General features: G+C 70.2%; 10 protein-coding genes. 8 read left to right on the forward strand and 2 right to left on the reverse strand.

Annotated elements, in window-relative coordinates; all coding sequences use genetic code 11:
* The first annotated feature begins 201 nt into the window (after positions 1 to 201).
* The 7 genes from AWC19_RS09330 to AWC19_RS09360 all read left to right on the forward strand — a co-directional run bounded on the left by AWC19_RS09330 (position 202) and on the right by AWC19_RS09360 (position 8066).
* Positions 202 to 1014, forward strand: coding sequence for a TylF/MycF/NovP-related O-methyltransferase (locus AWC19_RS09330; RefSeq protein ID WP_142281088.1), 813 nt, complete (start codon positions 202 to 204; stop codon positions 1012 to 1014).
* Positions 1014 to 2000 carry a Gfo/Idh/MocA family protein gene (locus tag AWC19_RS09335; RefSeq protein ID WP_085077788.1) on the forward strand — a complete coding sequence of 329 codons (987 nt, stop codon included), beginning with the start codon at positions 1014 to 1016 and terminating at the stop codon, positions 1998 to 2000. Before AWC19_RS09330 ends, AWC19_RS09335 begins: the two co-directional genes overlap by 1 nt.
* A 33-nt stretch (positions 2001 to 2033) precedes the next feature.
* Positions 2034 to 3341: a glycosyltransferase gene (locus AWC19_RS09340; RefSeq protein WP_085077776.1), complete on the forward strand. Its 1308-nt coding sequence runs from the start codon at positions 2034 to 2036 to the stop codon at positions 3339 to 3341.
* A 162-nt stretch (positions 3342 to 3503) separates the two neighbouring features.
* A complete protein-coding gene (locus tag AWC19_RS09345) occupies positions 3504 to 4874 on the forward strand; it encodes a nucleotide sugar dehydrogenase (RefSeq protein WP_245848860.1) in 1371 nt (456 codons plus the stop codon).
* Positions 4875 to 4884: 10 nt separating this feature from the next.
* Positions 4885 to 5886, forward strand: a complete 1002-nt coding sequence (locus tag AWC19_RS09350; RefSeq protein ID WP_085077778.1) for an NAD-dependent epimerase/dehydratase family protein — start codon at positions 4885 to 4887, stop codon at positions 5884 to 5886.
* A gap of 132 nt (positions 5887 to 6018) precedes the next feature.
* Entirely contained in the window at positions 6019 to 6786 is a 768-nt protein-coding gene (locus AWC19_RS09355) for a phthiotriol/phenolphthiotriol dimycocerosates methyltransferase (protein WP_281255272.1), read from the forward strand.
* Complete coding sequence (locus tag AWC19_RS09360) at positions 6783 to 8066, forward strand: glycosyltransferase (RefSeq protein WP_085077779.1); 1284 nt, start codon at positions 6783 to 6785, stop codon at positions 8064 to 8066. The genes AWC19_RS09355 and AWC19_RS09360 overlap by 4 nt, the downstream gene beginning before the upstream one ends.
* Positions 8067 to 8074: 8 nt before the next feature.
* On the opposite strand, the gene AWC19_RS09365 is transcribed toward AWC19_RS09360, so the two are convergent.
* Entirely contained in the window at positions 8075 to 10261 is a 2187-nt protein-coding gene (locus AWC19_RS09365; protein ID WP_085077780.1) for an acyltransferase family protein, read from the reverse strand.
* The gene (locus tag AWC19_RS09370) at positions 10254 to 12455 is read right to left on the reverse strand and encodes an acyltransferase family protein (RefSeq protein WP_425436895.1); all 2202 of its coding nucleotides are present in this window, start codon (positions 12453 to 12455) and stop codon (positions 10254 to 10256) included. The genes AWC19_RS09365 and AWC19_RS09370 overlap by 8 nt, the downstream gene beginning before the upstream one ends.
* A 249-nt stretch (positions 12456 to 12704) precedes the next feature.
* Here AWC19_RS09370 and AWC19_RS09375 point away from each other — a divergent pair, with 249 nt between their 5' ends.
* Positions 12705 to 13994, forward strand: a complete 1290-nt coding sequence (locus AWC19_RS09375) for a glycosyltransferase (protein WP_085077782.1) — start codon at positions 12705 to 12707, stop codon at positions 13992 to 13994.
* Positions 13995 to 13997: the final 3 nt, after the last annotated feature.

Genomic DNA, 13997 nt, shown 5'->3' on the forward strand with positions numbered 1-13997 from the left:
CAGCCAATCGAGCTCCTCACGAGGATGATGGCCCAACGCTTGGCCCCGGCCTGGGCGAACCGGGATCGTATCACCCGATTTCCACCGGAGCCCGCGGCGATGGGCGGCCGCGATTCGATGTTGGAAAAAACTCTTAAACATGTGTCCAATGGCCGTCTAAACTCAGCGCCAATAGGGCCGGCATGCGAGACAGGGGCGATCTTGACCATCACCGAACACGATGTCCGATCGCTCTACCTCGACCTGCTGCGACGCAACCTCACCCGATACGGCATGCCCGAGCGAATGCCGTCCGACTGGCCGCTGCGCCGACGCCTCTTTTTGAAAGCGTGGAACCTCATCCACGAGCGCACCAACGCGCATCGGCTGTCGGGCGCGACGCCGCGCGAGTTGGGCCTGGACTGGCCGGCCGAGGCCGAGACGATGATCGGAATGCAACGGCTCACCAGCCTGCAGCACTGCGTCGAGACGGTGCTGGCCGACGACGTCCCCGGCGACCTGATCGAATGCGGCGTGTGGCGCGGCGGGGCCTGCATCCTGATGCGCGCGGTGCTGGCGGCCTACGGGGACGAGACGCGATCGGTGTGGCTCGCCGATTCTTTCGAGGGCGTGCCGCGCTCGGATCCAAAAAATTACGCGGCCGACAAAGGAATCCGGGCCGAGCTGGCCGCCGGAATACTGGGAGTGCCCGAAGCGGTGGTCCGGGCGAATTTCGAGCGCTACGGGCTGCTCGATGACCGGGTCCGCTTTCTTCCCGGTTGGTTCAAAGACACGTTGCACGACGCGCCGATCGATCGGATCGCCTTGTTGCGGCTCGACGGCGACCTCTACGAGTCGACGATCCAAGCGCTCGACGCGCTCTATCCGCGGCTGTCGCCCGGCGGTTTCTGCATCGTCGACGACTATCAGGCCGTCAAGGCCTGCGAGCGAGCGGTCACCGACTACCGCGCCACGCACGGGATCACCGCGGACATCGTCGACATCGACGGGACCGGTGTCCTGTGGCGGAAGTGATGCCGGTGCGCATCGGCATCCTGGGCGCTTCGAAGTGGGCGCCGACGACGCTCATCGACCCGGCCCGGGACAATTCCGACGTCGTCGTGGCCGCTGTCGCCTCGCGCGACGTGTTTCGTGCCCACGCCTTCGCCGGCAAGCATCGCATCGCCCGGGTCCACGACGATTACGAGGCCCTGGTCGCCGACCCCGACGTGGATGCCGTCTACAACCTGCTGCCGACCAACGTGCACGGCAGGTGGACCCGGGCCGCGCTCGCCGCGGGCAAGCACGTGCTGTGCGAGAAGCCGTTCACGGCCAACGCCGCCGAGGCCCGCGAGATCGCCAAGCTGGCCGCCGCGTCGGACCGGGTGGTGATGGAGGCGCTCCAGTACCGCTACCACCCGCTGACTTCGCGCGTCGAGCAGGTCATCGCGTCGGGGGAGCTGGGCAAGCTGGAGCGGCTGGAGGTCGCCGTGTGCGTCTTGCTGCCCAAGCGCTCGAACCCCAACGTCTACGACTACTCGCTGGCCGGCGGCGCGCTGATGGACGCCGGGGTCTACACCGTCGACATGCTCCGCACGTTCGGCGGCTCGGTCCCGGAGGTCGTCTCGGCGCGGGCGAAGCTGGACGGTCCTGAGGTGGACCGGGTGATGACGGCCGAGCTGCGGTTCGCCGACGGGCACACGGGGCGGCTCCACTGCGCGCTGTGGTCGTCGAGCCTGTTTTGGGCGAGCGCCAAGGTGGTCGGCGACCGCGGCCAGCTGCGTTACCTCAGCCCGGCGGCCCCGCACCTGTTGCCCCGGCTCTCGATCCGCTCGGCCGACGGCAAGCGTGTGGAGCGCTTCCCGCGGCGCACCACCTACGCGTATCAGCTCGACGCCTTCGCCGCGGCGGTGCTGCGCGGGGAGCCGGTAAAGACGACGGCCGAGGACGCGATCGACAACATGACCGTCATCGACGCGATCTACGGCGCCGCCGGCCTCCCGATCCGACAGCCGACCTGAACGGTCACCACGACTGAAAGGGCCAAGCCCGCAATGAGATTCGTGCTGGCAAGCTACGGGGGTCGCGGCGACGTCGAGCCGGCCGTCGTGGTCGGGCGTGAGCTGGCGCGCCGCGGGCACGACGTGCTGATGGCCGTCCCGCCCAACCTGGTCGGCTTCGCCGAGGCGGCCGGGCTGGCGGCCGTCGCCTACGGGCTGGCTTCGCAGCCCGTGCTCGACGCGCAGCGCGAACTGTGGACCTGCTATTCGCGCACCCCGTGGAAGCTCAAGGAGCTGACCGGGCTGCAGCGCGAAACACAGCAGTTCGCCGCCCGATGCTGGCGGGAGATGACCACGACGCTCGCGTCCGTGGCGGCGGGCGCCGACCTGCTGCTCACCGGCCTGATCTTCGAGCAGCCCGCGGTCAACGTCGCGGAGTATCACGACATCCCGCTGGCCACGCTGCATTTCTTCCCGGTCCGCGCCCAAGGCCAACTGCTGCCGTTTCTGCCGGGGCCGGTGATCCGCGCCGCGATGGCGGCGAACGACTGGTTGGTGTGGCGCGGGACGAAAAAGGACGAGGACGCGCAGCGGCGTGACCTCGGCCTGCCGCCGGCCACGGCGCCCGCGTCGCGACGGGTCGCCGAACGCGGATCGCTGGAGATCCAGGCCTACGACGAGGTGTGCTTTCCCGGGGTGGCGGCCGAATGGGCGAAATCGGGTGGGCGGCGGGCCTTCAACCGGCCACTCGTCGGCGCGCTGGCGATGGAGCTGCCGACCGACGCCGACGAGGAGGTCGCGTCGTGGATCGCGGCGGGGACGCCGCCGATCTGTTTCGGGTTCGGCAGCATTCCCGTCGGATCCCCGGCCGACACCATCGCGATGATCGGTGCCGCCTGCGCGCGGCTGGGAGAGCGGGCGCTGGTGTGCTCCGGCTCGACCGACTTCAGCGACGTCGCCCATCCGGAGCACGTCAAGGTGGTGGGCGTGGTGAACTACGCGACCGTGTTCCCGGCCTGCCGGGCGGTCGTCCATCACGGGGGCGCCGGCACCCTCGCGGCGGCCCTGCGGGCCGGCGTTCCCCAGTTGGTCCTGTGGACGCTGCCCGACCAGCCGTTCTTTGCCGCCCAGCTCAAACGACTTCGGGTGGGGGCCGGACGACGGTTTTCGGCCACCACCGCGCGATCGCTGACCGCGGACCTGCGCCGGATCTTGGCCCCGGAATATGCCGCCAGGGCCCGCGAGGTCGCCACTCAAGTGAGCAAACCCGCCGAAAGCGCTCGCGCCGCCGCCGATCTCGTCGAGGACTACGCCCGCTCCAATCGCGCCGTGGGCGCACGACGCGATCAATCCGGCCGCTGAGCCAGACCGTCGTTCACGCCGGGGCCCGCGATCAGAACTTCTGGATTTCGAGTCGGCCGCCCTATTAGACTCCCGTGCAGTAAGCCGGGACGGGAGGTCCTCGCTTCAGTTCACAGCACGCGCACGGGGGACTGAAGGGCTGGTTCCGCGATGGGCGTAGGCGTGTTCGGACGTAGCGACGCTGAGATCGATCTCCTGGTGCGCGGCAAGCGGTCCGGGATCGCGGTCGTGGGCTTCGGCTACATCGGCACGGTGATCGGGGCGGTCCTGGCCGATCGCGGCTGGCCCGTGACGGGCATCGACGTGCGACAGAGCGTCGTCGACGAAATCAACCTGGGCAAGAGCACCGTGCCCGAGCCCGGGCTGGGCGACCTGGTCGCCAACAACGTGCGGGTCGGTCGGCTTCGCGCCACGAGCGACTTCGGCGTTCTGGCCGACCACGACTTCATCATCGTCACCGTCGGCACGCCGCTGGGTCCCGACTTCGACCCCATCGTCGACGACATCAAGGCCGCGGCGCGCGCCGTCGGGGAGCACCTGCACGCCGGCCACCTGGTGATCCTGAAGAGCACCGTGCCGCCCGACACCACCGAAAAGCTCGTCCGGCCCATCCTCGAAGAGGCGTCGGGGCTGCGGGCCGGCGTCGACTTCGGGTTGGCGTTCTGCCCCGAGCGGCTCGCCGAAGGCCAAGCCATCCACGAACTCACGTCGATTCCGGTGGTGGTCGGCGCCGTCGAGGAGCGCAGCGCGCGCGCCTGCTCCATGTTGTGGCGCCATGCCCTGGGCGTCGACTCCGTCGTCGTCGACGACCCGCGGACCGCCGAGATGGTCAAGCTCGCCGACAACCTCTGGGTCGACCTCAACGTCGCGCTGGCCAACGAGCTCGCCAAGGTCTGTGACCGCCTCTCGATGGACGCCCTTCAGGTGATCGAGGCGGCCAACACGATGCCCAAGGGCGGCCGCGATGCGAACATCTTGCGGCCGAGCATGGGCGTCGGCGGCTACTGCTTGACGAAGGATCCGTGGTTCGTCAACCACCTGGGCCAATCCGTCGGTTTGGACCTGACGATCCCGCGGACGTCGAGGACCGTCAACGACACGATGCCCGCCTACACCTACGGGCTGCTCACGCAGTTGCTGGGCGATCAGGGCAAGACGATCGAGGCCAGCAAGATCGCGGTGCTGGGCATCGCGTTCAAGAACAACACCGGCGACTGCCGCCTGACGCCGACCAAGTACGTCGTCGAATTGCTCGAGGAGTCGGGCTGTCAGCTTTCGATTCACGACCCGTGGGTGACCGACGAGGAGGCGTGCACCGTCACGGCCATTCCCTTGACCCCGGACATCGAGTCCGCGGTCAAGGACGCCGACGCCGTGGTGGTCCTCGCCGGGCACCGGGAGTTTCACCAGGTGCCGCTGGCCCGGCTGGCGGACTTGACGGCGCCGGGGTGCGTGTTCCTGGATGGACGCAACAGCTTCGACCCGGCGGCGGTGCGCGCCGCCGGCTTCGTCTATAAGGGGATCGGCCGGTAAAGGGGAGTTCATGTCCAACGTCGTCGTGACGGGCGGCTACGGCTTCATCGGATCGCACCTGGTCTCGGCGCTGCTGGACCGCGGCGACTCGGTCACGGTGTTCGACGTCGCCAAAAACACCCGCGACACCAGCATCGACTTCGACCGGCGCCCCAACTTTCGGTTCGTGCAGGGCGACGTCACCGACATCGCCGCCCTAAAGACGGCCCTGACCCCCGGCGTGGACACGGTTTTTCACCTGGCCGCGGTCGTCGGCGTCAAGAACTACCTCAAGAACCCGCTGCGCGTCCTCGACGTCAACGTGACCGGGACCCGCAACGTCCTGGAGCTCAGCCGGCGGCACGGCACCCGGGTGGTGTTCGCCAGCACCTCGGAGGTGTTCGGCAAGAACCCCGACCCGCCGTTCGCCGAGGACGACGACCGGGTGCTCGGCTCGACGAGGACGGCGCGGTGGAGCTACAGCACCAGCAAGGCCATGGCCGAGCATCTGGTGTTCGCGATGCACACGGCTTACGCGCTGCCGGTGACGGTGGTGCGGTATTTCAACGTCTACGGCCCGCGGCAGGCGCCGATCTTCGTGGTCTCGCAGAGCATCCACCGCATCCTCAACGGCCTGCCGCCGTTGCTCTACGACTCGGGGCATCAGACGCGGTGCTTCACCTACGTCGACGACGCCGTCGCCGGCACCCTGCTCGCGGCCGCCAGCGCAGCGGCGACCGGCGAGGCGTTCAACATCGGCAGCATGACCGAGACGACGGTCGGCGACGTCATCGACCTGGCCATCAAGATCGCGAACGTCGCCTCGGTGTCGCAACCCGAGGCCGTCGACACCGCGGCCCGCTACGGCGGCCGCTACGAGGACATCCCGCGCCGTATCCCAGACTCGACCAAGGCGCAGCGGGAGCTGGGCTGGCGCCTCGAGGTCGACGTCGAGGAGGGGATCCGCCGCACCGTCGAATGGGCCCGGGCAAACCCCTGGTACCTCGAGGGGCCCGCCGGCAATGAGGCGTGAGACGGCCGACGAATACGGGAATTGACTTCCCACCCCGCGAAACGCTCAGCCCGCTCCTGAGGAGTCGTTGTGACCACATCCGCAGATGTCGCAAAAAGCAGCAAACATCGCAAAGATCGGCGCGCGCATCCGATCTTCAACCGGTACTGGTATCGCCTCAACAGCCGCTTTTTCAGCACCGATGACACGGTGTTCATGAACTGGGGCTACGAGGAAGACCCGCCGATGGCCCTGCCATTGTCGGAATCCGACGAACCCCATCGCTACTCGATTCAGCTCTACCACAGCGTGGCGACCCAGGTGGACCTCACCGGCAAGCGGGTGCTGGAGGTCAGCTGCGGGCACGGCGGCGGCGCCTCCTACGTGATGCGCACCCTGGGGCCGGCCTCCTACACGGGGCTGGACCTCAACCCCGTCGGGCTGGACTTCTGCCGACGAAAGCACCACCTGCCCGGGCTGGACTTCGTCGAGGGCAACGCCGAGGATCTGCCCTTCCCCGATCAATCGTTCGACGCGGTCATCAACATCGAAGCCTCGCACTGCTACCCGCGGTTTCCCCGGTTCCTCGAGGAGGTGGCGCGGGTGCTGCGCCCCGGGGGTCATCTTTTGTACGCCGACGCCCGCCGGCGCCGCGAACTCGCCAAGTGGGAAGCCGAACTGCACGACGCGCCCATGCGGCTCGTCGCGGAACGGGTGATCAACGAGCAGGTCGCCCGGGGGGTGGAACGGCTGTATCCGGTGACGCTGTTCAAGCAGGCGCGGTTCCAGGCGATGTTCGGGTTTGCGATATGGATGACCCTCTACCGCAGACTGCTGAACGACGACGTCAGTTACCGGATTTACTGCTTCGCCCGCGATGAGGCGTCGCATACCGAAGCGAGAGGCCGGATTTCGCGGTGAGAATCGTGCTGGCAAATTGGGGAAGTCGCGGCGACATCGAGCCCTGCGTCGCCGTCGGCCACGAGCTGCAGCGGCGCGGACACGATGTGCGCATGGTCGTGCCGCCCGACTCGGTCGGCTTCGCCGAGTCGGCCGGCCTCGAGGCCGTCGCGTGCGGGCCGGATTCCCGGGCCGCGATGGACGTGGTGCGCGATTACTGGACGTGCTATTGCGGCACCCCCTGGAAGATCCGCCGGCTCAGACGGCTGCGGGCCGAAATGCACGGCACCATGTTCGAGTCGTGGCAGGCGATCAGCAGGACGCTGATGTCCCTGATGGACGGGGTGGACGTGCTGTTCACCGGCATGAACTTCGAGGCCGCCGCCGCCAACGTCGCCGAGTACCACGGCATCCCGATGGTCACGCTGCATTACTTCCCGCTGCGGCCCAATAGCCAGCTGCTGCCCTTCCTGCCGGCGCCCCTGGGCCGATCCGTGTCGCGGATGTTCTGGTGGCTGGCCTGGCACGCGTCGAAGAAGGTGGAGGACGCCCAGCGTCGCGAACTCGGTCTGCCCAAGTCCGCCGGCACCGCGGCGCGGCGGATCACCGATCGGGGGTCGCTGGAAATCCAGGCCTATGACGAGGTGTGTTTTCCGGGACTGGCGGCGGAATGGGCGAAGCGGGACGGGCGGCGGCCCGTGAACAGGCCGTTCGTCGGCACGCTGACGCTTCAGGCGCCGACCGGGGCCGACGAGGAGGTCGCGTCGTGGATCGCGGCCGGGACGCCGCCGATCTTCCTGGGCTTCGGGAGCATCCCGGTCGAATCCCCCGCCGACACCCTGGCCATGATCGGTTCGGCCTGCGCGCGGCTGGGCGAGCGGGCGCTGGTCGGCGCCGGCTGGAGCGACTTCGGCGAGGTGCCTCGGTTCGACCACGTCAAGGTGGTGGGCACGGTGAACTTCGCGACGATCTTTCCCGCCTGTCGGGCCGTCGTGCACCACGGAGGCGCGGGTACCACCGCGGCGGGCCTGCGCGCCGGCGTCCCCCAGCTGATCCTCTGGACGCTGCCCGACCAGCTGACCCACCGGGGAGCCGCCGTCAAGCGACTGAAGGTGGGCACCGCCCGGCGCTTCCTGGCCACCACCGAGGAAACGCTGGTCTCCGACCTCCGCACGATCCTCGACCCGGACTACCTCACCCGGGCCCGCGAGGTGGCCACCCGAATGAACACGCCCGCGGACAGCGTCGCGGCGGCCGCGGACGCCGTGGAAGGTTTCGCGCGCCTCCAGCGCGTCGGCTGACCCGCTTCTCAGGCGGGGGCCAGGGCGCGCTCGGCCAGCAGGCCGATCACCGGCGCCAGGGCCCGGGCGTATTCGAGCGTCACGTGATCGCGGTCGACGTAGACCAGGGCGTTGCCGACGATGGCCGGGCAGCGATCGGTGGTGCAGAACAGGTCGGTGAGGTCGGCGTATTGGCCGCCGCCGGCCTGGGTGGCGGCGGCCTCGGCCGCGATGCCGGGCTGGTTGACCGCGCCGGACCGCCGCGGCGCGCAGGCCGACGCGTCGTCGAGGTGTCCCGACAGGCAGGTCGGCACCGACGTGTGCGGATCCGGGATCGGCCCGAGGACCAGCACCTGCGCGCCGGTGCCGCGCAGCTGCCGCACCAGGCGGGTCAGGCTGTCGATCCACGCCGGGTCGTAGGACGTGAAACCGGACGGCCAGCCGTAGCGCGAACCGTAGAGCCGCTTCGCGCTGAGCACGATCAGCCGCGGGCGTTCGGCGCGCAACCGGGTCAGGGTGTCCCCGCGCCAGCGCTCGCACTCGGTGAACTCCCGGTGCAGGACCGGGTTGGTGATGGGAAGGTCCATCAACGGGCAGGAACCCATGGCCAGCAATTGGACCCGCCAGCGCTGCTGCGCGGCGATTTGCTGGAACGCCGGAGTCCACATCGCGGCGTTCGAGTCGCCGACCAGGGCCACCGACGTCGGCGAGGCGGCGTCACCCATCGCGCAGTCGGGCTGGCCGCGTTGCAGGGGCTTGCGCAGGCAGCCGTGGAAGGACATGACATTCTTTTCGGCCGCCGCGCCGGCGAGCGGCGGCGCCAGGTTGGCCGGGACCGCTTGCAGGTCCGCCGACGCCGCGACGGCGGCCTGCGCCTGGGCGAATGCGCGCTGGATCGCCGCGTCGTAGGCGTCGACGCCGGAGCCCGGAGGCGGCGGTGCCGCGGTGACGGTCGGGGTGGTGGCGGGCGGGCCGTGCCCGACGGGGGTGGGCACCGCTAGCAGCAGCGCGGCGCCGACGCAGACGGCGAGGGCGGTGGCGGCGCCGCCCAGCGCCAGGCTGGCCCGCGGGGAGCGGCGGATCGGTGTGGCGAAGCGCAGCGGGTTTTCCAGCAGGCGCAGGGTGAGCGCGGCCAGCGCGGCGGAGATCGCGGCCGCGGCCAGCCGGGCGGGCAGGCTTAGGGGGTGGCCCAGCAGCGGCGGGGCCAGCAGCAGCACCGGCCAGTGCCATAGGTACCAGGAGTAGGAGAGCCGTCCGAGGGCGCGCAGCGGCGGGATCGCCAGGGCGCGGGCGCATCCGTGGGTGGGGGCGGCGGTGCCGGCGCCGATCACCAGCGCCGCGCCCAGCACCGGCAGCAGCGCGGCCGTTCCCGGGTAGAGGGTGGTGGCGCTCAGCCGGGTGCAGGCGGTCAGGATCAGGGCCAGGCCGGCCCAGCCGGTGAGCGCGGCGGCTCGTGGCGGCAGCCGGCGCCACCGCCCGGCGGTCAGGGCGATCAGGCCGCCGGCGGCCAGCTGCCAGGCCCGGGTCGGCAACGAGAAGAATGCGGCCGGCGGCATCATCGAGGTGATCGCCAGCGACAGCCCGAACGACACGGCCGCGACCAGCGTCAGGACCAGCAGGTACGGGCGCCGCCCGCCGGCAGCCTGGCTTGTAGCCGCCCCGGTGCGCCGGCGCCACCGACGGATCAGCCAGGCCGTGGCGATGAGCAGCGGCGGCCATACCAGGTAGAACTGCTCCTCGACGCCCAGCGACCAGTAGTGCTGAAACGGCGACGGCGGCAGCTGACCGCCGAAGTAGTCGACGCCTTGCAGGGTGAACCGGTAGTTGCTGACGTACAGCGCGCTGGCGATGCCGTCACCCAGCACGCTTCGGGCCTGCAGCGGCGGCAACAGCGCCGCGGCGCCGATCGCGGTGACGATACCCACGGTTGCCGAGGCCGGCAGCAGCCGGCGGGCGCGCGCGCCGTAGAAGCGGGCCAGCTTGACGGTGCCGGTCGCGCTGGCCTCGCGCCACAGCAGCCCGGTGATCAAAAAGCCGGAGATGACGAAGAACACGTCGACGCCGACGAACCCGCCGCCCACCCCGGGCACGTCGGCGTGGAACAAAACCACGGCCAGCACCGCCACCGCGCGCAAACCCTCGATGTCGGCGCGGAACCGCGGCCGCTCGCCGCGCCGCTCCCGCGCTTCGTCAGCGCCGACAAACGTCTCAACCATGGGCAAGCGCACGGTCGGCCAAGGCCCCGATCGCCGGCGCCAGCAACCGAGAGTATTCAAGTGTCAGGTGCGCCTCGTCGACGTAGACCAGGGTGTTGCCGACGATGACGGGGCAGCGGCTCGCGGTGCAGAACAGCTCGGTGAGGTCGGTGTATTGGCCGCCGCCGGCCTGGGTGGCGGCGGCTTCGGCCGCGATGCCGGGCTGGTTGACCGCGGCGGACCGCCGCGGCGCGCAGGCCGACGCGTCGTCGAGGTGTCCCGACAGGCAGGTCGGCACCGACGTGTGCGGATCCGGGATCGGCCCGAGCACCAGCACCTGGGCGCCGGTGGCGCGCAGCTGCTGCACCAGGCGGGTCAGGCCGTCGATCCACGCCGGGTCGTACGACGTGAAACCCGACAGCCAGCCGTTGGCGTTGCCGTTGCCGTACCCGCGCCACAGGCTCAGGGCGATCAGCCGAGGATGCTCGGCGCGCAGGCGGGAAATGATCTGGCCGCGCCATTGCTCGCAATGCTCGAAGCGTTCGACCAAGCCACTGAAGAGGTGGCTGGTGATGGGCAGGTCCGCCAGCGGGCATGCGCCCTTCGCCAGGGTTTCCAGCCGCCAATGCCGCTGGGTGGCGACCTCCCGAAACGCCGGGTTCCACATGGCGGCGTGTGAATCGCCGACCAGGGCCACCGTCGTCGGCGAGGCGGTGTCGCCGGACGCGCACTCGGGCTGTCCGCTTTGGAAAGGCTCGCGCAGGCAGCCGTTGAGCAACATCGCCTTGAGTTCGGCCGCCACGCCGGCGAGCGGCGGGTTCAGGTTGGAGGGGACCGCTCGCAGGTCGGCCGACGCCGCGACGGCGGCCTGCGCCTGGGCGAACGCGCGCTGCACCGTCGCGTCGTAGGCGTCGATGCCCGAGCCGCTTGGCGCGGGCGCGGCGACGATGGTCAGCGCCGCCGCAGGCGCGCCGCGCCCGACCGGGACGGGCACCGCTCCGAGCAGGGCAACCCCCACGCAGGCCGCCAACGCGCTGGCCGCCCCGCCGACCGCCAGGCTGGCCAGGGGAGACCGGCGCAGCGGAGCGGCGAATCGCAACGGGTTCTCGATGAACCGCAGGGTGAGAGCCGCGATCGCGCCCGATAGGAGGACGATCGCCAACTTGGCGGCAAGCCCCACGGGGTGGCCCAGCCATGCCGGTATCAGGACCAGCATCGGCCAGTGCCACAGGTACCACGCGTACGACAGCCGGCCCGTCGCCCGCATCGGTGCCGTCGCCAGGATGCGGCCGCATCCCTGCGTCGGGGTCGCGCAGCCCGCGCCGATCACCAGCGCCGCGCCCAGCACCGGCAACAGCGCGGCGGTGCCCGGATAGGGAGTTCTCGCGGTCAGTTCGTTGCAGGCCAGCAGGATCGCCCCCAGCCCCAGCCACCCCGCGACCACCGCAACCCGCGGCGGCAGCCGGCGCCACTGGCCTGCGGTCAGGGCCACCAGGGCGCCGACCGGGAAATCCCAGGCCCGGGTGGGTAGCGAAAAGTACGCCACGGCGGGCATCACGTGGGTGATTACCAGCGAGAGGGCAAACGACGTCGCCGCGACCAGCGCGAAGACCACCAGGTAGGGGCGTTTGGGCAAGGACGCCGCGGTTTTGGGGCGCCTGCGCACGAGCCGGGAGAGCCAGGCGATGCCGACGATCAGAATCGGCCACAGCAGGTAGAACTGCTCTTCGACGCCCAGGGTCCAGTAATGCTGGAACGGCGAGGGCGGCAGGTGCCCGCCGAAGTAGTGGGCGCCCTCGGCGATGAACCAAAAGTTGGGGACGTACAACGCGCTCGCGATGCCGTCGAGGACGGCCCGGTTGGCCTGCAAGGGGGGCAACAGGAAAGCCGAGGCGATCACGGTGACGACGCCGACCGTCGCCGCCGCCGGCAGCAGTCGGCGGGCCCGGCCCCCGTAAAAGCGGCCAAGCCGGAGGGCGCCGGTGCCGCTCACCTCGCGCCAGAGTTGCCCGGTGATCAGAAAACCCGAGATCACGAAGAACACGTCCGGTCCGACGAACCCGCCACCCAACCCGGGCACCTCGGCGTGAAAGCCGAGAATCGCGAGCACCGAGACGGCACGCAAGCCCTCGACGTCCGGGCGGAACTCGTTGCGGGGCGAGCGCGGCCGCGCGACTTCCTCGGTAGGGCTAACGCTGTCGGCCTGGCGCAAGATCACCTACCTGGTAAGAGGGCGCGCTCTTGGAATCGCCGAATTATTACACACCCGTCCAACACTTCCGTCCATCACTTCTTCGGCCGAACCGGAGCCGATCCGCCGCCGGCCCGCTATTGCACACTTGCCCAAGAAATCGGCAGCTTTCGGGCGGGCGCCGGGTTATGCTGCGGGCGGCTGAGCCAGGGTGCGGGGCCGCCGCTTTCATTCCGCAGGATGCGCAGGGGAAGTGAGAGGTCAGGATCCGCGATGAAGTTTGTGCTGGCGAACTGGGGCACCCGGGGCGAGGTCGAACCGTACGTCACCGTGGGCCGGGAGTTGGTGCGCCGCGGGCACGAAGTGCACATGGCCGTCGCGCCCGAAATGGTCGACTTCGTCGAGTCGGCCGGGCCCGCCGCGGTCGCCTACGGACCGGACCTGAAGGTCATCCTGGACCCGCACCGCGACTTCTGGACGTATTTCTTCGGCAACCCCTGGAAAGTTCGGGAGTTGGGCAGGATGTGGCGCGAAGTTTCGGAGCCGCTCACCCGGTGCCGGCGGGAGGTCAGCAGGACGCTGGCGTCGCTGGCCGAGGGGGCCGACCTGTTGCTCACCGGGATGAACTACGAGGACACCGCCGCCAACGTCGCGGAGTATCGCGGCATCCCGTTGGTCACCCTGCACATCTTCCCGTGGCGGGCCAACGGCCGGCTCCTGCCACTCCTGCCGCCGCCACTGGGGCGCGCCGCGATGACGGCGTTCGAGTGGCTGTCCTGGCGCGGGCCGAAGAAGGTCGAGGACGAGCAGCGCCGCGAGCTGGGCCTGCCGGCCGCCACGAGTCCCTGGACGCGCCGGATCGCCGAACGCGGGTCGCTGGAGATCCAGGCCTACGACGAGGTGTGCTACCCCGGCCTGGCGGCCGAATGGGCGCACTGGAACGGGCAGCGGCCGCCCAAACGGCCCTTCGTGGGCGCGCTGACCATGGAGTTGCCCACGGACACCGACGACGAGGTCGCGTCGTGGATCGCCGCGGGGAAACCGCCGATTTGCTTCGGCTTCGGCAGCGTCGGCGTCGAATCCGCGACCGACACGCTCGCCATGATCGGCGCGGCGTGCGCCGAGTTGGGGGAGCGGGCGTTGATCTGCGCGGCCGGGACCGACTTCAGCGGCGTCTCCCACCTCGACCACGTCAAGGTGGTGGGCGTGATGAATTACGCCGCGGCCCTTCCCGCCTGCCGCGCTTTCGTTCACCACGGCGGCGCCGGCACCACCAACGCGGGCCTGCGCGCCGGCCTGCCCACCCTGATCCTGTGGACCCTGCCCGACCAGGGGGCCTGGGCGGCCCGCGTCAAGCGGCTGAAGGTGGGTACCGGGCGGCGCTTCGCGGCGACCACTCGCGAATCGTTGCTGGCGGATTTGCGCGTGGTCCTGGCCCCGCAGTGCCTCACCCGGGCCCGCGAACTGGCCTCCCGGATGACCACCGCCGCCGAAAGCGTCGCGGCGGCCGCCGATCTGGTGGAAGATTTCGCCCGCCTCGGGCGGGTCGGGCGCGCCGGCTGATCG

The organism is Mycobacterium palustre (assembly GCF_002101785.1).
Taxonomy (GTDB): Bacteria; Actinomycetota; Actinomycetes; order Mycobacteriales; family Mycobacteriaceae; genus Mycobacterium; species Mycobacterium palustre.

Excerpts from the sequence above, each read along its gene's own strand:
- AWC19_RS09335 (WP_085077788.1), top strand. The coding sequence starts at position 1,014 with ATGCCGGTGCGCATCGGCATCCTGGGCGCTTCGAAGTGGGCGCCGACG.
- AWC19_RS09340 (WP_085077776.1), top strand. The coding sequence starts at position 2,034 with ATGAGATTCGTGCTGGCAAGCTACGGGGGTCGCGGCGACGTCGAGCCG.
- AWC19_RS09350 (WP_085077778.1), top strand. The coding sequence starts at position 4,885 with ATGTCCAACGTCGTCGTGACGGGCGGCTACGGCTTCATCGGATCGCAC.
- AWC19_RS09365 (WP_085077780.1), bottom strand. The coding sequence starts at position 10,261 with ATGGTTGAGACGTTTGTCGGCGCTGACGAAGCGCGGGAGCGGCGCGGC.
- AWC19_RS09375 (WP_085077782.1), top strand. The coding sequence starts at position 12,705 with ATGAAGTTTGTGCTGGCGAACTGGGGCACCCGGGGCGAGGTCGAACCG.